This is a genomic window from Phaeobacter gallaeciensis DSM 26640 (assembly GCF_000511385.1).
GTDB lineage: Bacteria > Pseudomonadota > Alphaproteobacteria > Rhodobacterales > Rhodobacteraceae > Phaeobacter > Phaeobacter gallaeciensis.
Genome location: NC_023137.1, coordinates 1,883,415 through 1,905,843, shown reverse-complemented (window position 1 = coordinate 1,905,843; position 22,429 = coordinate 1,883,415). Strand labels below are relative to the sequence as shown.

Genomic DNA, 22,429 nt, shown 5'->3' with positions numbered 1-22,429 from the left:
CCTTATCCGCGCCGCCGCCGCCGACGGCGTCCTCCCTCTTCATTGCCGTCGCCGCCTCCTGTGTTGAAATTCGCCTCCGGCAGGGTGACGATGCTGTTGAGGATCGGGAAGGGTTCGGCGGAGTTCGGGATGGCAGAGGCATTGACGAAATGCTCCTGAAACCGTGATTCCACTGCGGTTTCGATCTTCTCAATTTGCTGCACGGTGGCTTCAATCTCGGTGCGGGCCTTTGTGTTGAGCAGCGCAATACGGGCACCGGTGCCTGCGGCATTGCCCGCGCTGGTCACCTTGTCGAGCGGACAATCCGGGATCATCCCAAGGACCATCGCGTGTTTCGCGGAGATATGCGCACCAAAGGCGCCGGCGAGCACCACACGATCGACGGTGTCGATGCCAAATTTGTCCATCAGGAGGCGCGCCCCAGAATAAAGGGCTGCCTTTGCCATCTGGATCGCGCGGATATCGGGGTTGGTCACGGTGATGGTCGGGCCGCCCTCGGCAGAACCATTCCACAGAAGATAGGCATTGGTGCGCCCGTCCTGGATGCAACGTGCACTGCCGGTCTGTTCGGCTGAGCCAATCAGCCCGGAGGCATCCAGCACACCAGCAAGCCGCATCTCGGCAATCGCCTCGATAATGCCGGAACCGCAGATACCGGTGATGCCCGTGGTGGCGACTGCGGCGGCAAAACCTTCTTCATCCGACCAAACGTCGGAGCCGATCACCCGAAAGCGCGGTTCCTTGGTCTCCGGGTTGATCTCAACCCGTTCAATGGCACCGGGGGCCGCCCGTTGACCGCTGGAGATCTGCGCGCCCTCAAACGCTGGGCCGGTGGGGGAGGAACAGGCCAGCACCTTTTCTTTGTTGCCCAGCAGGATTTCCGCATTGGTGCCCACATCCACGACCAGCACCAGATCCTCGGATTTGTCGGGTGCTTCCGACAGTGCCACTGCGGCGGCATCGGCACCGACATGGCCGGCAATGCAGGGCAGCAGGTAGACACGGGCGGCCGGGTGAATATTGAGGTCCAGCTCTACGGCGCGCAATGCCAGTGCGTTGGAGGTCGCCAGCGCGAAGGGCGCCTGACCCAGTTCAAACGGATCAATGCCAAGGAACAGGTGGTGCATCACCGGGTTGCAGACGAACACCGCGTCCACGATCAGCGCCTTGTCGATTTCTGCTTCTGTCGCAATTTGGGTGAACAGCGCATTCATGCCTTCGCGCACAGCGCGGGTCATCTCCTGATCGCCGCCCTTGTTCATCATCGAATAGGACACCCGGCTCATCAGATCTTCGCCAAAGCGGATCTGCGGGTTCATGATGCCAGAGGAGGCCACAACCTCGCCGGTTTTCAGGTCGCAGAGATGCGCGGCGATGGTGGTGGAGCCGAGGTCAACTGCGAGGCCGTAGATCGAGCCTTCGTAGAAACCGGGCCAGATGTGCATGATCTTGGGCGGATGGTTTTCATCGCCCAGATGCACGGCCACGGTGACTTTCCAGCCGCCCTTGCGCAGGGCCGGTTGAAGCACGCTCAGGATGTGCAAATCGGTTTTGACATCTTTCAGGTCCCACTGCGCATCCAGCGCCTCGATCAGCCGCTCCAAATCGCCTGTGGGTTTGTGCATGTCGGGTTCTTCCACCTCGACATAATAAAGGCGGGTGGAGGGGTTCATGGTGATGTCGCGCGCCTCGGCGCGTTTGCGGACCACCTGGCGATGAACCTGGCTTTCCGGTGGCACGTCGATCACCACATCGCCCTGCACCTGCGCCTGACAGCCCAGGCGCCGTCCGTCGATCAGGCCGCGCTTGTCCTTGTAGCGCTGTTCGACTTTGTTCCACTCGGTCAGGGCGTCATCAGCGACGGTTACGCCATGTTTGGAGAACTCACCATAGGATGGTGTGATCTGACATTTCGAACAGATGCCACGCCCGCCGCAGACGGAATCCAGATCGACCCCCAGCTGGCGTGCCGCAGTTAGTACCGGTGTGCCGACCGGAAACCGGCCACGCTTGCCCGACGGGGTAAACACCACCAGCGGATGGGATGTGGACTCAGTCGCGGTCTCGCTGGGGATCTCAGTGACGGGATCGTTTGCCATTCCTGTACCTATCTTGCTTGCGCGGTTTGGGCGGAGCATATGGCGTTTTGGGCGCAAGGAAAGGCGGCGCGCGTCATTTTGCGGTCTCGTGGCGTCATTTCTGCGCGGTTTTAGAAAAAGACTGCTTCGGGTGATGGTTCGGTGATGAAATTTGGCCCGTCTCAAGTGTCATTGTCTGGTGATCCTGACGCTATTTCGCCCAGCCATAGGAGGATTTGAGCGCGGTGTTCGTCGAGCATCGGCGCAGGCGGCCGCGTTGTCTCGTCAGGCAGCGCGGAGAGTTTGACAGGATTGCCTGCCGCCTTGAACCGTGGCGCGCCGTCTTGGTCACAGACATCCACCAGCATGTTGCGGGCGAGGATCTGGGGATCTTGCATCACCTCGGCGACAGACTGGATCGAACCGGTCGGCACACCGGCGCGCTGCAGCCGGTCGATCCAATAGGATGCGGGTTTGTCCAGCGTCACAGCCTCAATCAACCGTTTTAGAAGGCGAGCGTTTTCGCAGCGGGCCTGATTGCTGGCAAAGCGCGCATCTGTGGCCAGCGGCAGGTCCAGCGCGGTACACAGCGTCGTAAACAGCGCGTCATTACCGGCCGCGATCACAAACAATCCGTCGCTGGCGTGGAACGTCTCAAACGGGGTGATCGACGGGTGGCGCGCCCCTGACGGGCGCGGGGGTTCGCCCGTTACCGAGGTGATCGCCACCGCGTGCTCCAACAGCGCCAATTGGCTGTCGAGCATGGCGATATCCACCTTTTGACCCGGCGCGCCACCTTGCACAGCATAGAGCGCCGCCAAAACGCCCTGACAGAGAAACATGCCCGCGGCGATATCACCGATCGAGGCGCCGACGCGCACCGGTTCGCGGTCGCGTTCTCCCGTAATCGACATCACCCCGCCACGGGCCTGCACCACCATGTCATAAGCAGGGCGCAACCGGTCGGGTCCGGTGTGACCAAAGCCTGAGACCGCGCCGTAGACCAGTTTGGGAAAGCGTGCGTGCAGCGCTTCCCAGCCGTAACCCAGCCGCTCCATCACGCCGGGGCGAAAATTCTCAAGGATGACGTCGGCCTGCGTCAGCAGCTGTTCGAAGATGGCGCGATCCTCTTCGGCGCGCAGATCCAGTGTGATGCTTTCCTTCCCATGGTTGATGGTGGCGAAATAGGCGCTATCGCCGTCTTTGAAGGGTGGGAAGGCACGGGTGTCATCACCGAGACCCGGTCGTTCGACCTTGATCACCCGCGCGCCAAGATCGCGCAACGTCATGGAGGCATAAGGCCCTGCCAGCACATGGGTGAGGTCGAGGACGACAATATCGCTAAGGGGGCGGATCATGGTGTGACTCCTGTCTGATCTGTTCGCGGTCTCTTGGTGGCGGAATGCTTGGCGGCCTGCCTTGATGCAGATCAGCTCGGTGTTGCTGGGCGGGCTGTCAGCAGTGGTGTCCATAGCCAGTGTCGCAGGCGGGGACGCGCGCATCACATCACCGGTTGAGAAACCGTCGCAATTCTCCCGTTTTTCCGGCGCCACCTCTTTTCCCCCTTCGGCTTCTGTGCCATAGGGTCATCGCCAAACGGGGTTATGCATGGGGATGACAAATGCAGATTCGTGAGGCTCTCACATTCGATGATGTTCTTCTGGTTCCGGCAGCGTCCAGCGTTCTGCCGAACACCGCTGATACGCGCACGCGCGTCACGGGTGGCATCTCTCTGAACATTCCTTTGCTCAGCTCAGCGATGGACACGGTGACGGAATCGCGGATGGCCATCGCAATGGCGCAGGCCGGCGGCATGGGGGTCATTCACAAGAACCTGGATCTGGAAGAGCAGGCCCGTCAGGTGCGACGGGTCAAACGCTTTGAGAGCGGCATAGTCTATAACCCGATCACTCTGACCGCCGATCAGACCTTGGCCGATGCCAAGGCCCTGCAAGAGCGCTACCGCGTCACCGGTTTTCCCGTTGTTGATACCGACGGGCGCGTGGTTGGCATCGTGACCAACCGCGACATGCGATTTGCCACCGATGACAACACGCCTGTGTCGGTGATGATGACCTCCGACAATCTCGCACTGCTGCATGAACCGGCGGAGCTGGAAGAGGCCAAGTCGATGATGAAGGCGCGCCGCATCGAAAAGCTGCTGGTGACCGATGGTGACGGGAAACTGACTGGCCTGCTGACTCTGAAAGATACCGAACAGGCGGTGCTGAACCCGACGGCTTGTAAGGATGATCTGGGCCGCTTGCGGGTCGCGGCGGCCAGCTCTGTTGGGGACAGCGGCTTTGCCCGCTCCGAAGCGCTGATTGATGCCGGTGTTGATATCGTGGTCGTGGACACCGCTCATGGGCATTCCGAAGGCGTGATCGAGGCGGTCAAACGCATCAAGGCGCGGTCGTCCGGTGTGCAGGTTGTGGCGGGCAATGTCGCAACCGCTGCAGCAACCAAAGCCTTGATCGATGCGGGCGCCGATGCGGTGAAGGTCGGGATCGGTCCGGGGTCGATCTGCACGACTCGTATGGTGGCCGGTGTTGGCGTACCACAGCTCACCGCGATTATGGATTGCGCTTCTGCTGCGGATGATATCCCGATCATCGCGGATGGCGGGATCAAATTCTCCGGCGATTTCGCCAAGGCCATCGCAGCGGGTGCCTCCTGTGCGATGGTAGGCTCGATGATTGCCGGTACTGATGAAAGCCCGGGCGAGGTGATCCTCTATCAGGGGCGTTCGTTCAAATCCTATCGCGGCATGGGATCGCTGGGCGCAATGGCGCGCGGTTCCGCAGATCGCTATTTCCAGAAAGACGCCGCCAGCGATAAACTGGTGCCTGAGGGGATCGAAGGTCAGGTCGCCTACAAAGGCTCGGCCGGCGCGGTGATCCACCAGTTGGTTGGCGGTCTGCGTGCGGCCATGGGCTACACCGGCTGTGCCACGGTTGATGAGATGCGCAAGAATTGCGACTTCGTCCGCATCACCGGGGCGGGCTTGAAGGAAAGCCACGTTCACGATGTGCAGATCACCCGCGAAAGCCCGAATTACCGTATCGGCTAAAGACAGGAGCGCTGCCGGATGACTGTGACGCATCACCATGAGGCCGGGGTATGACCCCGGCTGCCCGGCGTCAGGCCGCTATCGAAATCCTGGATCAGATCCTGACCGGGCAGCCTGCGGAAAAGGAGCTGACAGCCTGGGCACGGCGCAGCCGCTTTGCCGGGTCCAAGGATCGGGCCGCGGTGCGGGATCACGTCTTTGACGCTTTGCGGTGTCTGCGGTCCTTTGCGGCTCTTGGTGGCGGTGGTGGCGACAACAAGGTCACTGATGCCAATACAACGGGTCGGCAGTTGACGTTGGGGGCGTTGCGGGCGGAAGATATTGATCCGGCTGATATCTTTACCGGCGTAGGGCATGCGCCGAAACCGCTTGAGACTGCGGAGCAGGAGCTGCTGACAACCCGTCCGGAGATGGCACAAGCCGAATCCGTTGATATGCCGGACTGGCTCTGGCCTGCGTTTGCGGCCAGCCTTGGCGAGGCCGCAGAGGTGGCAGCACGCGCGTTGCAGCAACGCGCACCGGTGCATCTAAGAGTGAACCGCAGCGCAGCAGACCGCGATACTGCAATCGCGGCGCTGGCGGAGGAGGGGATCCTTGCCGAGACGCACCCCGCAGCAGACACGGCTTTGTCGGTGACGGAAGGGGCGCGTAAGATACGCAACAGCTCGGCCTATCTGACGGGATTGGTCGAATTGCAGGACGCTGCCAGTCAGGCGGTGATCGAGGCGCTGCCCTTGGCTGATGGCCAGCGGGTGCTTGATTACTGTGCCGGTGGCGGTGGCAAGAGCCTCGCCATTGCGGCGCGCGCCAAGCTTGCAGTTTTCGCCCATGATATCGCGCCGCAAAGGATGAAAGACCTGCCCACACGCGCAGATCGGGCAGGGGCTGCCATCACAGTGCTGGCCCCCGATGATGTCGCTGCCAAGGCACCCTTTGATCTGGTTCTATGCGACGCGCCCTGTTCCGGCTCTGGTTCCTGGCGACGTGCGCCCGAAGGCAAATGGCGCCTGACGCAGGCGCGGTTGGATGAGTTGTGCCAGACACAGGCGCAGATCCTGCAGGACGCCAGTCAGTTGGTGGGACCCGGTGGAACGCTGGCCTATGCGACTTGCTCGATGCTGAATGTAGAAAATGGTGATCAGGTGGCGGCATTCCTCGCTGCGAACCCGGAGTGGCAGTTGCAACAGGATCACGGCTGGCAGGTCCAGGATGGAACCGATGGTTTCTATGTTGCTGTTCTGTCCCGTTTCGGCGACGATTGATTGACTTTAAGGCAATTCGGATCCTGCAGTCTTAACGCAGTTTTAACCTAATTCGTCTCGATATAAGCGTATTAATTCATCGAGGGAGCCGCAATGAACGGTCGCCATGCTTCACCCGTTCCTCAGTTGCGTGTCTACACGCCGGAACATGCTCGCCTGGCGGCGGTTTTGCTTTTGTCGGCCATGGTGATCACTGCGCCGTGGCTGTTCCAGACACCAGAGTGGATCACACGCGGGCTGGTGGCTGTCGGCCTGACACTGGTTGCCGTGGCGTTGATGATGTTGGTGCAGGCGCGTACCCGACTACGGGCCCGGTCAATGGCGGCGGACCTGCTCAGTGGCTTCATCGACAAGGATGCGACCGCGACATTCGTCTGCGATGATGACGGGATGATCCACGCCTCTAACGGGGCGGCGCTGAAACGATTTGCGGATGCCGATACCGAGACACTTGCGGGCACGTTGCGATCCATCCTCGCCAACCCTTCGGCTGTTCTGTTCCGCCTGCAAAGCCGCGCCCGTGTCGACGGTGCTGCGCGTGAAGATATCGTGACCCGTCGTGGCCATGTGCGACTGGCAGTGCATCAGATGCAGGGCGGTAGCTTTCTGTGGCGGGTGGAGGAGGTCACGGATCGCCCCACCAGCAGCCGTGGCGCCGATGCAGTCCCAATTCCGATGCTGACGGTGGGGCGCACCGGGGCAGTCCTGTTCATGAACGAGGCGGCCCGCGGGTTGATTGGCGAACGGGTGAAGTCCACCGACCGCCTCTTTACGTCATTGCCGGTGCTCTCGGGGCAGATCAACACCATGAGCACCAAGGACGGGCTGGTTGAGGTTCTGGTCTGCGAGAAGAACCGCAGTCAGGGTCGGAGCGAGCTGTATTTTCTGCAGCTAGATGACAATGAAACCTCAGTTGGACAGGCTTCACTTGAAAGTCTGCCGGTGCCGTTTGTTAAGGTTGATCCGAAAGGGGCGCTGATCTCGGCCAACAAGCTGGGGATGCACCTGCTTGGCATCAGTTCCTGCGGCAACCTCAATATCGGCCAGTTGATGGATGGTCTTGGTCGACCGATGTCGGACTGGCTGCGCGACACCGTTGACGGGCAGGCCTCGCATAAATCCGAGTTCCTGCGCCTGACGCGTCGTGACAAGGAAGTGTTTGTGCAGGTCACCCTGACCCGGGTTATTGAGGAGGGCGAAACCGTCCTCATCGCGGTGCTGAACGATGCCACCGAGCTGAAGACGCTTGAGGCACAATTTGTGCAGAGCCAGAAGATGCAGGCGATTGGTCAGCTGGCGGGCGGTGTGGCGCATGATTTCAACAACCTGCTAACGGCCATTTCCGGGCATTGCGATCTGCTGTTGTTGCGCCATGACCAGGGCGATCAGGACTTCGGCGATCTGATCCAGATCCATGAGAACGCCAACCGCGCGGCGGCTCTTGTCAGTCAGCTGCTGGCATTCTCGCGCAAGCAGACTTTGCAGCCTGAAGTTCTGGATGTGCGCGACACCCTGTCTGACCTCACCCATTTGTTGAACCGACTGGTCGGGGAGAAAGTAACGCTGACGCTGAGCCATGATCCGGTGATGCGGTCAATCCGGGCAGACAAACGTCAGCTGGAACAGGTGTTGATGAATCTGGTGGTGAATGCGCGCGATGCGATGCCGCAGGGCGGAGAGATCCGCATCGAGACCGAGGCCGTGGTGCTGGATCAACCGCTGGAACGCAATCGCGCGGTTGTACCTGCTGGTGACTGGGTCACCGTCAAGGTTTCCGATGAAGGTGTCGGGATATCTCCAGATAAGCTGCAGAAGGTGTTTGAACCTTTCTACACCACAAAACGCACCGGAGAGGGCACCGGCCTTGGCCTTTCAACGGCCTATGGCATAATCAAGCAGACGGGCGGCTATATCTTTGTCGACTCGATCAAGGATCAAGGCACTCAGTTCACCCTGTTCTTCCCGGTGAACACTCAGGTGGAGGCAGAGGCTGCTGCTGCGATCACCGTCGATGCAGCCGCAAAGCCGGTTGCCGCTCAGCATGGTGAAGGGGTTGTCCTGCTGGTAGAGGACGAAGCGCCGGTACGGGCCTTTGCGTCGCGGGCGTTGCGGATGCGTGGGTATACGGTGCTTGAGGCGGAATCTGCCGAGGATGCGCTGCGCACGCTCGAAGATCCTGGTCTGACAGTTGATGTTTTCGTCACTGATGTGGTGATGCCCGGCATGGATGGGCCGAGTTGGGTACGTGAGGCGTTGAAGACGCGTCCAGATACGCGCGTGGTATTCGTCTCTGGCTATGCCGAGGGCGCCTTTGGCGAGGCTGAACCATCGGTTCCGAATTCGGTGTTCCTGCCGAAACCTTTCTCGCTTAACCAACTGACAGAGACGGTTCACGAGCAGCTGCACTAACAGGCAGCAGGATCCTCGGGACGGTTGCGCCTACGGTCCGGGTGGATAGCGACCCTGCAGGCGTCAGCTCAGACTGGCATAAAGTGTGAACTCATCCGCCCGCTTGCGTCTGACAACCTCCAGCGCAGCGCTGCTGGGAGTAAGGTCAGCCTGTGGGCTGACGTTGAGGCGGGGCAGGTCGATGGCAGTCTGGAGCCGCTCCTGAAGGAACCCGTGAAGCGCATCTGGATCCTCATAGCGGAATAAATGACTGACGGCGCAGCCATTGGGTTGGGGTTCCAGAAATTTGACCTGACTGCCAACATTGGCATGGAGCGGCGGTTTCCCTTTGCAGGCATCCCGCAAAAAGTCGTCAAAGCTGATCCCTAACGTACTGTTGGCATGTCCGCGCAGATCATCGCGCTGACGAAACCGATACCAGCTGCCCAGCCAACTGACCGGTTCGCGCATAACCGCGACCAGTTCCATCTCGGCATCGCAGACCTTCGCCAGCATGGGCCGAATCCAGCGGTTATAGCGATAGACAGGGGCATGTTTCAGCTGTGGCGGGTTGGCAAAGACCATATCGGCGCGGGCACTGAGTGCCGCCTGATAGGCTGTGGTGCCGGTTTTGGGCACGCTCAGCAGTGCCAGTCGTTCCTTGAAAAAGATCAGCATAGCGTGAAAAATCCGCGACTAAGACGAAGGGTCTTTCTTGGATAACACTCTCTTAACCCTCTTGGCCACCAGATCAGGGCAGGAGTGGCCAAGTCAGATTTTCATTGCAATGTTCTCTTTTTGATCTCATATAGAACAAGAGGCGAACAAAGCAGTGATTGCCGCCCGCTCGCGGGTGTGACACATAGAAAGGGACAAGGGACTATGGCGGATCTTTTGACCATGAAAGACAATAAGAAGAGCGGCGACAAACAAAAAGCGCTGGATAGCGCTCTGGCGCAGATCGAACGGCAGTTCGGCAAGGGCTCCATTATGAAACTGGGCGATGGCAACCCCCTGAACGAGATCGAGGCCTCCTCGACCGGGTCACTGGGGCTAGACATCGCACTTGGTATTGGTGGCCTGCCGATGGGGCGTATCGTTGAAATCTACGGGCCGGAAAGCTCGGGTAAGACCACGCTGACGCTGCATTGTATTGCGGAGCAGCAGAAAAAAGGCGGCGTTTGCGCCTTTGTGGATGCGGAACATGCGCTGGACCCGCAGTATGCGGCCAAGCTGGGTGTCGATCTGGACGAGTTGCTGATTTCGCAGCCCGATACCGGTGAGCAAGCGTTGGAAATCACCGATACGCTGGTGCGCTCCGGCGCAGTGAACATGGTGATCGTGGACTCTGTTGCGGCCCTCACTCCAAAGTCGGAGCTGGAAGGCGACATGGGCGACAGCAATGTTGGTGTGCAGGCGCGTCTGATGAGCCAGGCCATGCGCAAACTGACCGGCTCCATCAGCCGTTCCAACTGCATGGTGATTTTCATCAACCAGATCCGGATGAAGATCGGCGTCATGTTCGGCTCGCCCGAAACCACCACCGGCGGTAACGCGTTGAAATTCTATTCTTCCGTGCGTTTGGACATTCGCCGCATCGGCGCGATCAAGGATCGGGATGAGGTTGTCGGCAACGCTACCCGCGTGAAGGTCGTCAAGAACAAGGTGGCCCCACCGTTCAAACAGGTGGAGTTCGACATTATGTATGGTGAAGGCATCTCCAAGATGGGTGAGCTTCTGGATCTCGGTGTAGCGGCGGGTGTCGTTGCAAAATCCGGGGCCTGGTTCTCCTACGGGGATGAGCGTATCGGGCAGGGGCGTGAAAACGCCAAGACCTATCTGCGCGAAAACGCCCATATCGCCTATGATATCGAAGATAAGATCCGCGCGGCTCATGGGCTTGAGTTTGACCGACCCGAAGGCGCGGACGACGACATCTTGGAGGCCTGAAATTCAGGCGGACCCGAATGCTGGTTGCGGGGCTGAGCCCGGAAGGTTGCAGGATAAACGCTGAAAAAACCGGGAAAATCTGATCAAATCAGGGCGCGGACCTTTCCGCGCCCTTTTTCGTGTCGGTTTCACAGGGGCTTTCCGCACCGCAGCGCTGGACAGGCTGACGAGGGGCGGATACATCTTCCCGAACCGCTGAGACAACCAGCCGAGAGATCCCGATTATGCCGACGCTCAATGATATCCGCTCCACCTTTCTGAACTACTTTGCCAAACAGGGGCATGAGGTGGTCGATTCCAGCCCGCTGGTGCCGCGCAACGACCCGACCTTGATGTTTACCAACTCGGGCATGGTGCAGTTCAAAAACTGCTTCACCGGCGTGGAGACCCGCGACTACAAACGTGCCACCTCCTCGCAGAAATGTGTGCGCGCAGGTGGCAAACACAACGACCTCGATAACGTCGGCTATACTGCCCGTCACCACACGTTTTTCGAGATGCTCGGCAACTTCTCTTTTGGCGACTACTTCAAACATGAGGCGATCCCCTTCGCCTGGGAATTGATCACCAAGGAATTCGATATTCCGAAGGATCGCCTTTATACGACCGTCTATCACACAGACGATGAAGCCTTTGAAATCTGGAAAAAACTGGGCGTGCCAGAGGAGCGGATCATCCGCATCGCCACCTCTGACAATTTCTGGCAGATGGGTGACACTGGCCCCTGTGGCCCCTGCACCGAAATCTTTTATGACCACGGTGAGCATATCTGGGGTGGCCCTCCTGGCTCTCCCGAGGAAGACGGTGACCGGTTCATCGAGATCTGGAACCTCGTCTTCATGCAGAACGAGAAGTTCGCGGATGGCTCGATGGTCGATCTGGACATGCAGTCCATCGACACGGGTATGGGGCTGGAGCGGATCGCGGCGCTGCTGCAAGGCACCCATGACAACTATGAAACCGATCTCTTCAAATCGCTGATCGAAGCCTCGGCAACGGTAACCAACACGGAGCCCTTCGGCGATCAGAACGTACATCATCGGGTGATTGCGGATCATCTGCGCTCCTGTTCTTTCCTGATTGCCGAGGGCGTGCTGCCCTCGAACGAAGGGCGCGGTTACGTGTTGCGCCGGATCATGCGCCGCGCGATGCGCCATGCTTCGCTTTTGGGGGCCACAGATCCGGTGATGCACAAGTTGGTGCCGTCGCTGGTCCAGAAAATGGGTGCGGCCTATCCTGAGCTTGGCCAGGGGCAAGCCTTGATCGAAGAGACCTTCGAGCAGGAGGAAACCCGGTTCCTCAAGACTCTGGATCGTGGTTTGAAACTGCTGGATGATGCCTCTGCCGATCTGGGGCAGGGCGACGTGCTGCCCGGTGGGACCGCATTCAAGCTGTATGACACTTATGGGTTCCCGCTTGATCTGACGCAGGACGCTTTGCGCGCCAAGGAGATTGAGGTCGACACCGACGGCTTCGATGCCGCGATGAAAGAGCAGAAAGAGAAATCTCGTGCAGGCGGCATCGGACTGGGTGAAGCGGCGGATGTGAAGATCTACTTCGACATCGTTGATGCCGTGGGAACGACAGACTTCCTCGGCTATGAAACCGAGAAGGCGGAAGGTCAGATCATGGCCCTCGTCAAGGATGGCGCTCAGCTGCAGACTGCGGCCAAGGGTGACAGCGTTCAGATCATCCTGAACCAGACGCCGTTCTATGGTGAAAGCGGTGGTCAGGTTGGTGATAGCGGCGTTTTGACCGTCGAAGGTGGCGCGGCCCGCATCACCGACACCAAGAAGGTTGAAGGCTTGTTTCTGCACATTGCTGAGGTGACCGACGGCGAGATTGCCGTGGGCAAAGGGGCTGCGATGGAGGTGGATCACTCCCGCCGCAGCAAGATCCGCGCCAATCATTCGGCCACCCACCTGCTGCACGAAGCCTTGCGTAATGCCCTTGGGAAACATGTCGCGCAGAAGGGCTCGCTCAATGCAGAAGATCGCCTGCGCTTCGATTTCAGCCATAACAAGGCGATGAGCGCGGATGAGCTGACTACGGTCGGCGCGGAAGTCAATGAGTTCATCCGGCAGAACACGCCCGTCTCCACCCGGATCATGACACCGGATGACGCGCGTGAACTGGGCGCTCAGGCGCTGTTCGGCGAGAAGTATGGCGAAGAGGTCCGCGTTGTTTCCATGGGGCGCGCCGCCACTGGCAAGGGTCAGGATGGTGACACCTACTCCATCGAACTCTGTGGTGGCACCCATGTGAAGCAAACCGGTGATATCGGCACTTTTGTCATTCTGGGCGACAGCGCCTCCTCTGCCGGTGTGCGCCGGATCGAGGCGCTGACCGGTGCGGCTGCGGTGGAACATCTGGAGCGTGAAGCAGGCCGTATGGCCGAGGTTGCAGGCGCTCTGAAGGCTCAGCCAGCCGAGGTGATGGATCGTCTCAAGGCCATGATGGACGAGCGGAAGGCGCTTCAAAACGAGGTTTCTCAGCTGAAACAGCAGGTTGCTATGGGCGGCGGCGCTGGTGGCGGATCCGAGACCAAAGAAATTGGTGGCAAGACCTTCCTTGGTCAGGCGCTGGAAGGTGTTTCTGGCAAGGATCTGCGCGGTCTGATCGATGCCCATAAGCAGAAGATCGGGTCCGGTGTGATCCTGTTGATTGCCAATGACGACGGCAAGGTCGCTATTGCCGCTGGCGTGACCGATGATCTGACAGGCGAAATTTCAGCCGTGGATGTTCTGAAGGCGGCGGTTCCGGCTGTTGGCGGCAAGGGGGGCGGTGGCCGCCCTGATATGGCGCAGGGGGGCGGTAAAGACTTCTCCGGTGCGGATGAGGCGATCAAAGCCGCCGAGGCGCTGCTCGCCAGCTGACCACTTGGTCAAAAAAGACTTGGTCTTTCCGGCGATCTGCCTAAGCTGCCGGAAAGACCATCCCCAAAGGAGGCTCAGATGCCCGCACTCTGGATTGCACATGTCACCGTCACCGATGCCGAAGCCTACGGCAAATATGCCGAGCTTGCCGGTCCCGCAGTTGCCAAACACGGGGGGCAGTTCATTGCCCGTGGCGGTCGGTTTGTCCAGCTTGAGGGCAAGGAACGTCCGCGCAATGTGGTCGCGCGGTTTCCCAGCGTCGATGCGGCCGTTGATTGCTACAACAGCCCCGAATATCAGGAAGCGCTGAGCCACGCCCGCGATGCCTCCGAACGCGAATTGATGGTTGTCGAAATCAGCGAGTAGACGCTGAGCGCAGAGATCTACCCCTAGTTTTAAACAAATTGCCCCCATCCGGCGCTCTGCCGTTTGGGGGTTTTATGGTATTGTTAACGAAAGTAGCTTCGAGCTCGTGCATCCAGGCGATGTGCGCGCATCGATGTTGAAGTTTGATGACCAGAATGGCCAGCTCAAAGGGGAAGTATTCCTCTGTGAAATTCTGGCGGACGCGTCCTCGACCAAGGAAAGCCCGTGCCGCCCAAGATGAAAGCGGTGTCATGATTATTCACCTATCGACGGGTCCACAACCAGGCCCTCAATCCGAGCAACCACAGCAGGCACAACGTGCTGAGGAGAGGCTGTCGTCTGCGCAGCCTGCCTCTCAAATGCCCAGCAATTCCGCTGCGTCCATGGTCGTTCTGGCCGTGCCGGACGCCGGGGCGGGCCGTAACACGGATCTTCAGTCTGAACTGAACCGGCAACCCAAAAAGGGAGGAACAGCTGGCGTCAATGAGGAGGCGGTCAAAATCCTTGAGGATGTTCTGAGCAGCACATCTTCAAGTGATGAGTTCCGCACGGAACTGAACCGGCAATTGACTGAGGCCGGGCATGATGCGTCAAAGCCGATGATGGATATCCGGGTCTGAGAATCCGGTTGCTTGGTAAGATAAAGGCCGCTCGGTTGAGCGGCCTTTATTGTTTTATGCGTTGGCGCGGGCCATTCGTTTGCGCTCGTGCGGATCGAGGTAGCGCTTGCGCAGACGCACGGAGTTCGGAGTCACCTCCACCAGCTCGTCATCGTCGATATAGGCGATCGCCTCTTCCAGAGAGAGCTTCATCGGCGTGGTCAGGCGGACCGCGTCATCGGTGCCGGAGGCCCGAACGTTGGTCAGTTTCTTACCCTTCAGCGGGTTCACTTCCAGATCATTGTCACGGCTGTGCTCGCCAATGATCATGCCGGTGTAGACGTCTTCCTGGGCGCCGATCATCATCTTGCCGCGCTCTTCGAGGTTCCACAGCGCATAGGCCACGGAGGTGCCGTTCTCCATAGAGATGAGAACACCCGCGCGACGGCCGGGAATGGAGCCCTTGTGCGGGGTCCAGCCGTGGAACACGCGGTTCAGAACGCCGGTGCCGCGGGTGTCTGTCAGGAACTCGCCGTGATAGCCGATCAGGCCACGGGAGGGGACATGCGCGATGATGCGGGTCTTGCCAACGCCTGCGGGCTTCATCTCGACCAGCTCACCCTTGCGGTGACCGGTTAGCTTCTCAATGACAACGCCGGAATATTCATCATCGACGTCGATGGTGGCTTCCTCAACCGGCTCCATGCGGACGCCGTCTTCTTCTTTGAACAGAACCTGCGGGCGGGAAATCGACAGTTCGAACCCTTCGCGGCGCATATTCTCGATCAAAACACCCATCTGGAGTTCGCCGCGACCTGCAACCTCGAAGGCTTCGCCGCCGGGAGTGTCGGAGATCTGAATCGCGACGTTGGATTCGGCTTCCTTCATCAGGCGATCCCGAATGACGCGGGACTGAACTTTCTTGCCATCGCGACCCGCCAGCGGGCTGTCATTGATGCCAAAGGTGACGGTGATGGTGGGCGGGTCAATCGGCTGCGCGGGCAGGGCGTCATTGACGGAGGTATTCACCAGCGAGTCGGCCACGGTTGCCTTCGTCATCCCCGCGATGGAGACGATATCGCCGGCCTCTGCCACGTCGATGGCCTGCTGACCAAGACCACGGAACGCCAGAACCTTGGTGCAGCGGAAGTTTTCGATCAGGTCACCCTCGCGGCTCAGCGCTTTGAGATTGTCGCCTGCCTTCAGCGTACCGGATTCAACACGGCCGGTCAGGATGCGCCCCATGAAAGGGTCGGCGCCCAGCGTGGTGGCCAGCATGCGGAAGGGCTCGTCTTTGTGCTCAATCTGCTTCGGCGCAGGGACGTGATCCACAATGAGGTCGAACAGGGCAGAGAGATCCTTGCGGGGGCCGTCCAGCTCCATATCAGCCCAACCGGAGCGACCGGAGGCATACATGGACGGGAAGTCCAGCTGATCATCATCGGCGCCGAGATTGGCGAAGAGGTCAAAACACTGGTCCAGCGCGCGATCAGGCTCACCATCGGGTTTATCGACCTTGTTCACGACCACAATCGGGCGCAGACCCAGTGCCAGCGCTTTGGAGGTCACGAATTTGGTCTGCGGCATCGGGCCTTCTGCAGCGTCAACCAGCAGCACAACACCGTCCACCATGGAGAGGATCCGCTCCACCTCGCCGCCGAAATCGGCGTGGCCGGGGGTGTCGACGATATTGATCCGGGTGCCGTTCCATTCAACCGAAGTGGCCTTGGCCAGAATGGTGATGCCCCGCTCGCGTTCCAGATCGTTGCTGTCCATGGCGCGTTCCGCCACAGCCTGGTTTTCGCGGAAGGCGCCGGATTGTTTCAGAAGCTCGTCAACCAGGGTGGTTTTCCCGTGGTCCACGTGAGCAATGATCGCAATGTTGCGCAGGTCCATGACGTCAGCCTTTGTAAGGAAGTTGACGCGCGCATAGCGTGATAGGCCACCAAAGGCCAGAGGAAATGCATCTTTTTGCCCGCGTGGCGTCGATCAAGCCTGAGTTCTGGCGTTTGGAACACCAGTCTCAAGGGCATACTGATTGCAATCAATGTCCGGTGGTGTTGGAAAACAGATGGATCACCAGAATGCCTGCCAGGATCAGCAACAATCCAAGGACTGCAGGTAAATCAAGCCGCTGTCCGAACACGACCCAACCAATGATCGCGATGAGGAAAATGCCAAGGCCGGACCAGATCGCATAGACAATCCCCACAGGCATATGCCGCAGGGTGAGCGCCATGAGGTAAAATGCCAGCCCATAGCCAACCACTACGAGAACTGACGGGCCAAGCCGGGTAAATTGCTGGCTGGCCTGCAAGGCGGTGGTGCCAACGGTCTCTGCGACAACTGCCAGGACCAGATAGAGATAGTGAAGCGGCATGTTCAGACTTCCAGTAGGGATCTGCTTGTCCACGCAGCGCCAGGATCAGGCGCTGGTGTTTTCGGCAAACCAAGGGGCAACAGTGGCCCGGACATACTCCCAGACCGCAGGTGCGCCGCGCGCAACCTTCTGGCCAACGCGGGCCTCCAGCTGAGCCAGAGTGACGTTATATTCCCGCCAGCTGCCGCCCCCGGACATCAGGTTCAGCAAGACCGGCTGCACGCGATCAATGGCCTTAGCATAGACCGCTTCGGCGCTTTCGGCGGCTTCGAATTCTTCCCAGATGCTGCGGAACGCTTGACCCTGATCTTCTGGCAAAAGTCCGAAAATCCGTTCTGCTGCGGCCTGTTCACTTGCGGCGATGGCGGCGTGATCGGCCTCCGACAGGGTCGAATGGATCGGCACATCGCCAGCATCAATTTCGACAATGTCATGCAGCATCAGCATTTGCAGCACTTTGGCCATGTCTACCGGCGCGTGACTGTGCTGTGCTAGCACCCAGGCGTAAAGCATAATGTGCCAGCTGTGTTCGGCGGAATTTTCATGGCGGCTGCCATCGCCGAGGGTGGTTGCGCGCAGAACGGTCTTCAACGCGTCGACCTCATTGAGGAAGGCAAGGGGCGCGGTCAGCACATCCTGTGGGTCGCCCCCCTCAAGCTTCGTGACTGCATGGGTGTAAACCTCGGGAAAGGCCTCTTTCAGTGCTGCAGCACGCCCGCCATAGAGATTGCCTCGGACCACCTCAATATGCGCCGCAGGCACATCCGCATTGTAAAGCGTCTGAAAGATTGGCTGACAGTGATCAATGCGCTTGGCCCATTGGGCGTCCGGCGTTGTGCTCGCTTCGAACTCGCGCCACAGACCATGCAGAAAGGCAGATTGATCCGCCGGAAGCAGCGAGAACAGCCGGGTCGCGGCAACCGCTTCGGCGCTGGCAACTGCCTCCCAGTCCACATCACCGTCAATCGGATGGTCGCCTGCATCGATCTCAACCAGATCATGCAGCAGCAACATCTGCACCACCCGTTCAATCGAAACGTCAGCTGGTGCAAACGGGGCCAGGACCAGTGCATAAAGCGCCAGATGCCAGCTGTGCTCAGCAGAGTTTTCACACCGAGAGCCATCCAGGATCAGGTTCTGACGATCCACGCGGCGCAGCTTGTCCGCCTCCAGCAAGAAACGGAACTGGCTTTCAAGCCGCGATGGGGTGTCAGTCATGGTCAGGGGCCTTGGATGCAATCTTGGCCTTGGCGGCGCTGATTTTGCTGTTGAGGAAGGCGCGCGCCTTACGCTCGGCAAGGCGCACCCGCATTTCAGTGAGGAAGGCTTCCTCAAGGGATTGAGACGCCGCCCCCAGAACCTCGCTCACCTCCATATAGAGGCGCTCTTCGCCGGTGGCGTCCTGTACCTTCAGCGTGTCGGCGGCCAGTTTCTGGGCCAGCGTCTCAATCGTGCCCATTAGCGGGAGCTTTCGGTGAGCCGCCGTTTGACGTAGTCGGACACATTGTCGATCATCGGGTCCATATGAGGATCCTGGAAGAAGTGATCTGCGCCTTCGACTTCGGTATGGGTGATGGTGATGCCCTTCTGCTCATGCAGTTTGTTCACCAGATTGACCGTATCCGCAGGCGGTGCCACGCGGTCGGCGGTCCCGTTGATGATCAAACCGGAGGAGGGGCAGGGCGCTAGGAACGAGAAATCATACATATTGGCAGGCGGCGCGACCGAGATGAAACCGGTGATCTCAGGACGGCGCATCAGCAGCTGCATACCGATCCACGCCCCAAAGGAGAAACCGGCAACCCAGCAATGCTTGGAATTGTTGTTCATCGACTGAAGGTAATCCAGTGCCGATGCGGCATCGGACAATTCGCCAACGCCCTGATCATATTCGCCCTGGGACCGTCCAACGCCGCGGAAATTGAACCGCAGAACCGTGAAGCCCATGTTGTAGAACGCATAATGCAGATTGTAGACGACCTTGTTGTTCATCGTCCCACCGAACTGCGGATGCGGATGCAGTACGATGGCGATGGGCGCGTCTTTTTCTTTTTGCGGGTGATAGCGGCCTTCCAGGCGGCCTTCGGGTCCGGGAAAAATGACCTCAGGCATGTTTGGGTGAATCCTACTCTTATTTTCGGGGATGCCGCCGGGAATACTTGACGAATTCCGTAGGGCACCTTAGAACGGTTCTAATTGGTGGCAGAGGCCAAGTTTCGCTGCCGTCCCGCTGAGATACGCATTGCAGCGTTCGAGGTCAATCTTTTCGCTATGCCGTCACGGTCTGAGGATTTGAAAATATGAAACTTTCGACCAAAGGGCGGTATGCGATGGTGGCCTTGGCGGATATTGCCTTGCAGCCGGAGGATAGTTTGGTGGTGTTGGGCGACATCTCCAAACGTCAGGATATCTCGCTCCCGTACCTTGAGCAGCTGTTCGTGAAGCTGCGCCGTAGCGGCCTCGTGGTGTCAGTGCGTGGCCCCGGTGGGGGGTACAGGCTGGCGCAGCAGCCCTCGGACATACGGGTGGTGGATGTGCTCAGTGCGGTGGATGAAACCGTTGACGCCATGCACAAGGGCGCAGGCGCCTCTGGCGGGCTATCTGGAAGCCGCGCGCAATCGCTGACCAACCGTCTTTGGGAAGGGCTGAGCGCGCATGTGTATGTTTTCCTGCATCAGACCCGCCTGTCGGATGTGATCGAAAATGATCTGGTTCCCTGTCCGGCGGTTCCGACCTTGTTTTCCGTGGTGGATGACTGATCCGACCCGCAAGTTTGGAAATCTACACGGGCGCTGGTGCGCTGTATCGACGAAATCAACCATCGCGCGCCTGCATTGAGCGGCCGCGAGGGGCCAAGCCAAGGATCAACTCTGCATATGTTGCGCGTCTATCTTGATCACAACGCTACCACGCCGCTTTGCGATGCTGCGAAGGCTGCGATGATCTCTGCGATGGAGATTTGCGGAAACCCGTCTTCGGTACATGCCGAAGGTCGGGCGGCCAAGGCGCTGGTTGAGAAGGCGCGGGCGCAAATCGCCTCGGCCTTTGGGGCGGATGGTGCCGATATCGTCTTCACCTCCGGGTCGACTGAGGGGGCTGCCTTGGCAATGAGTGGTCGCAATCTTCATGCCGCATCGGTTGAACATGATGCGGTAAGGGCTTGGGCTATTGAGGATTTACAGGTTTCGTCTGAGGGCGGTGTCCTTGTGAATGACCCGGCGGCCTCTGCACTGCAGCTGGCCAATTCCGAAACCGGTGTGGTCCAGACCTTGCCGCAGGGGCTGGCGGTGACTGATGCTACACAGGCCTTTGGCAAGCTGCCTGTGGCCTTCAACTGGATGGGCGCAACCATGGCGCTGATTTCGGCGCATAAGTTGGGCGGCCCAAAAGGGATCGGCGCGGTTGTTCTGAAACGCGGCACCGATCTGGCGGCGCAGATCAAAGGGGGCGGTCAGGAAATGGGCCGTCGGTCCGGCACCGAGAATGTTGTCGGAATCGCCGGCTTCGGCGCCGCTGCCGAAGCCGCAGCACAGGCGCTGGCCAATGGTGTGTGGGAGCGCGTTGCGATGCTGCGCGACACAATGGAAGCGGCCCTTGCAGCTGGCAGTGCCGATACTATTTTTGTTGGGACATCGGCATCACGCCTTCCCAACACCAGCTGTTTTGCGACCCCGGGCTGGAAGGGCGAAACCCAGGTCATGCAAATGGACCTCTCGGGTTTTGCGATCAGCGCAGGCAGTGCTTGCTCCAGCGGCAAAGTGCGCGCCAGCGCGGTGCTGACCGCCATGGGATATGACGAGTTAACCGCCCAGAGCGCCGTGCGCGTTTCGCTTGGGCCGGACACAACAGAAACGGATGTGCTGCGCTTTGCCGAAAGCTGGTGCGCCAAACAGAAGAAACATCGCGCCCGGGTGGCGTGAGTGCAGGAGATGACCATGACAGCATTGGATGATGTTCAGGTAAAAGAAGGCGTTGACCAGGAAACGGTTGATGCTGTCCGCGAGGTTGGCGGCGCCTATAAGTACGGCTGGGAAACCGATATCGAGATGGAATACGCCCCCAAAGGCCTGACCACCGATATCGTACGGCTGATTTCGGAGAAAAACGAAGAACCGGAATGGATGCTGAACTGGCGTCTGGAAGCCTATGACCGCTGGCTGCAGAAGGAAGAACCGACTTGGGCGATGGTCGACTATCCGGAAATCGATTTCCAGGACCAGTACTACTATGCCCGTCCCAAATCGATGGAGGTCAAGCCAAAGTCGCTGGATGAGGTCGATCCCAAGCTGCTGGCGACCTACGAAAAGCTGGGTATCCCTCTGAAAGAACAGATGATTCTGGCCGGTGTAGAAGGCGCGGAGAATATGCCAGCGGAGGGCCGCAAGGTCGCGGTTGATGCGGTGTTCGACTCCGTCTCTGTTGGCACAACCTTCCAGGAAGAGCTGAAAAAAGCGGGCGTGATATTCTGTTCGATCTCTGAGGCGATCCGCGAGCACCCCGAACTTGTGAAGAAATACCTCGGTTCTGTCGTGCCGGTGTCTGATAATTTCTACGCAACGCTGAACTCGGCTGTGTTCTCGGATGGTTCGTTTGTCTATGTGCCACCGGGCGTGCGCTGCCCGATGGAGCTGTCGACCTATTTCCGCATCAATGCGGAGAACACCGGCCAGTTCGAACGCACCCTGATCATCGCTGATAAAGGCAGCTATGTCAGCTACTTGGAAGGTTGTACTGCACCAGCGCGTGATATCGCTCAGCTGCACGCGGCGGTCGTGGAAATCATCATCGAAGAAGACGCCGAGGTGAAATATTCCACCGTTCAGAACTGGTATCCGGGTGATGAAAACGGCAAGGGCGGCATCTATAACTTCGTGACCAAACGCGCGGATTGCCGTGGCGACCGCTCCAAGGTGATGTGGACGCAGGTGGAAACCGGCTCTGCCGTCACCTGGAAGTACCCCTCCTGCATCCTGCGCGGCGAGGAAAGCCAGGGCGAGTTTTACTCGATCGCGATTGCGAACAACATGCAGCAGGCCGACACCGGAACCAAAATGGTGCACCTGGGCAAGAACTCCAAATCGCGCATCGTGTCCAAAGGTATCTCCGCCGGCAAGGCGCAGAACACCTACCGCGGTCTGGTGTCGATGCATCCCAAGGCCAAGGACAGCCGCAATTACACCCAGTGCGACAGCCTGCTGATCGGCGACAAATGCGGCGCCCACACGGTTCCCTACATCGAGGTCAAGAACAACTCCTCCCGCGTGGAGCATGAGGCTACCACCTCCAAGGTCGATGACGACCAGCTGTTTTACTGCCGCCAGCGCGGCATGGACGAGGAAGAAGCGGTTGCTCTGGTTGTGAATGGCTTCTGCAAGGACGTGCTGCAGGCGCTGCCGATGGAGTTCGCCATGGAAGCGCAGCAGCTGGTTGCGATCTCGCTGGAAGGGTCTGTGGGCTGAA

At 59.3% G+C, this 22,429-nt stretch carries 18 protein-coding genes; 10 read left to right on the top strand and 8 right to left on the bottom strand.

The features are described 5' to 3' along the window. Positions 1-2: 2 nt before the first annotated feature. Together GAL_RS09175 and GAL_RS09170 are read right to left on the bottom strand one after the other, a co-directional pair. Positions 3-2,099: an ASKHA domain-containing protein gene (locus GAL_RS09175; RefSeq protein ID WP_024097308.1), complete on the bottom strand. Its 2,097-nt coding sequence runs from the start codon at positions 2,097-2,099 to the stop codon at positions 3-5. Positions 2,100-2,260: 161 nt separating this feature from the next. Next, the gene (locus GAL_RS09170) at positions 2,261-3,436 is read right to left on the bottom strand and encodes a CaiB/BaiF CoA transferase family protein (RefSeq protein WP_024097307.1); all 1,176 of its coding nucleotides are present in this window, start codon (positions 3,434-3,436) and stop codon (positions 2,261-2,263) included. A 263-nt stretch (positions 3,437-3,699) separates the two neighbouring features. On the opposite strand from GAL_RS09170, the gene guaB reads away from it, so the two are divergent. The 3 genes from guaB to GAL_RS09155 all read left to right on the top strand — a co-directional run bounded on the left by guaB (position 3,700) and on the right by GAL_RS09155 (position 8,819). Next, positions 3,700-5,148 (top strand): IMP dehydrogenase, encoded by a 1,449-nt coding sequence (guaB, locus tag GAL_RS09165; protein ID WP_024097306.1) that lies wholly within the window; start codon positions 3,700-3,702, stop codon positions 5,146-5,148. A 50-nt stretch (positions 5,149-5,198) separates the two neighbouring features. Further along, positions 5,199-6,410 carry an RsmB/NOP family class I SAM-dependent RNA methyltransferase gene (locus GAL_RS09160; protein ID WP_024097305.1) on the top strand — a complete coding sequence of 404 codons (1,212 nt, stop codon included), beginning with the start codon at positions 5,199-5,201 and terminating at the stop codon, positions 6,408-6,410. 93 nt (positions 6,411-6,503) lie between these two features. After that, on the top strand, positions 6,504-8,819 hold the full coding sequence (locus GAL_RS09155) for an ATP-binding response regulator (protein ID WP_024097304.1): 2,316 nt from the start codon (positions 6,504-6,506) through the stop codon (positions 8,817-8,819). A 63-nt stretch (positions 8,820-8,882) separates the two neighbouring features. Here GAL_RS09155 and GAL_RS09150 read toward each other — a convergent pair whose 3' ends face one another. Next, positions 8,883-9,476, bottom strand: coding sequence for a hypothetical protein (locus tag GAL_RS09150; protein ID WP_024097303.1), 594 nt, complete (start codon positions 9,474-9,476; stop codon positions 8,883-8,885). Between the two features lie 204 nt (positions 9,477-9,680). On the opposite strand from GAL_RS09150, the gene recA reads away from it, so the two are divergent. The 4 genes from recA to GAL_RS09130 all read left to right on the top strand — a co-directional run bounded on the left by recA (position 9,681) and on the right by GAL_RS09130 (position 14,610). After that, on the top strand, positions 9,681-10,748 hold the full coding sequence (gene recA, locus GAL_RS09145) for a recombinase RecA (protein ID WP_024097302.1): 1,068 nt from the start codon (positions 9,681-9,683) through the stop codon (positions 10,746-10,748). A 224-nt stretch (positions 10,749-10,972) separates the two neighbouring features. Then, a complete protein-coding gene (gene alaS / locus GAL_RS09140; protein ID WP_024097301.1) occupies positions 10,973-13,624 on the top strand; it encodes an alanine--tRNA ligase in 2,652 nt (883 codons plus the stop codon). 78 nt (positions 13,625-13,702) lie between these two features. Next, on the top strand, positions 13,703-13,990 hold the full coding sequence (locus tag GAL_RS09135; protein WP_024097300.1) for a DUF1330 domain-containing protein: 288 nt from the start codon (positions 13,703-13,705) through the stop codon (positions 13,988-13,990). Positions 13,991-14,349: 359 nt separating this feature from the next. Then, the gene (locus tag GAL_RS09130; protein WP_040104030.1) at positions 14,350-14,610 is read left to right on the top strand and encodes a hypothetical protein; all 261 of its coding nucleotides are present in this window, start codon (positions 14,350-14,352) and stop codon (positions 14,608-14,610) included. 54 nt (positions 14,611-14,664) lie between these two features. On the opposite strand, the gene typA is transcribed toward GAL_RS09130, so the two are convergent. The 5 genes from typA to GAL_RS09105 all read right to left on the bottom strand — a co-directional run bounded on the left by typA (position 14,665) and on the right by GAL_RS09105 (position 19,081). Further along, entirely contained in the window at positions 14,665-16,485 is a 1,821-nt protein-coding gene (gene typA, locus GAL_RS09125; protein WP_024097298.1) for a translational GTPase TypA, read from the bottom strand. Positions 16,486-16,633: 148 nt separating this feature from the next. Next, positions 16,634-16,969, bottom strand: coding sequence for a DMT family transporter (locus tag GAL_RS09120; RefSeq protein ID WP_024097297.1), 336 nt, complete (start codon positions 16,967-16,969; stop codon positions 16,634-16,636). 45 nt (positions 16,970-17,014) lie between these two features. Continuing rightward, the gene (locus GAL_RS09115) at positions 17,015-18,187 is read right to left on the bottom strand and encodes an HD domain-containing protein (protein ID WP_024097296.1); all 1,173 of its coding nucleotides are present in this window, start codon (positions 18,185-18,187) and stop codon (positions 17,015-17,017) included. Continuing rightward, positions 18,180-18,428: a hypothetical protein gene (locus GAL_RS09110; RefSeq protein ID WP_024097295.1), complete on the bottom strand. Its 249-nt coding sequence runs from the start codon at positions 18,426-18,428 to the stop codon at positions 18,180-18,182. Before GAL_RS09110 ends, GAL_RS09115 begins: the two co-directional genes overlap by 8 nt. After that, positions 18,428-19,081, bottom strand: a complete 654-nt coding sequence (locus tag GAL_RS09105; RefSeq protein ID WP_024097294.1) for an alpha/beta hydrolase — start codon at positions 19,079-19,081, stop codon at positions 18,428-18,430. Before GAL_RS09105 ends, GAL_RS09110 begins: the two co-directional genes overlap by 1 nt. 188 nt (positions 19,082-19,269) lie before the next feature. Here GAL_RS09105 and iscR point away from each other — a divergent pair, with 188 nt between their 5' ends. From iscR to sufB, 3 genes are all read left to right on the top strand, one after another. After that, a complete protein-coding gene (iscR, locus tag GAL_RS09100) occupies positions 19,270-19,728 on the top strand; it encodes a Fe-S cluster assembly transcriptional regulator IscR (protein WP_024097293.1) in 459 nt (152 codons plus the stop codon). A gap of 117 nt (positions 19,729-19,845) precedes the next feature. Further along, positions 19,846-20,889 (top strand): cysteine desulfurase family protein, encoded by a 1,044-nt coding sequence (locus tag GAL_RS09095; protein ID WP_024097292.1) that lies wholly within the window; start codon positions 19,846-19,848, stop codon positions 20,887-20,889. A gap of 15 nt (positions 20,890-20,904) precedes the next feature. Continuing rightward, positions 20,905-22,428, top strand: coding sequence for a Fe-S cluster assembly protein SufB (sufB, locus tag GAL_RS09090; protein WP_024097291.1), 1,524 nt, complete (start codon positions 20,905-20,907; stop codon positions 22,426-22,428). The last annotated feature ends 1 nt before the right edge of the window (position 22,429 follow it).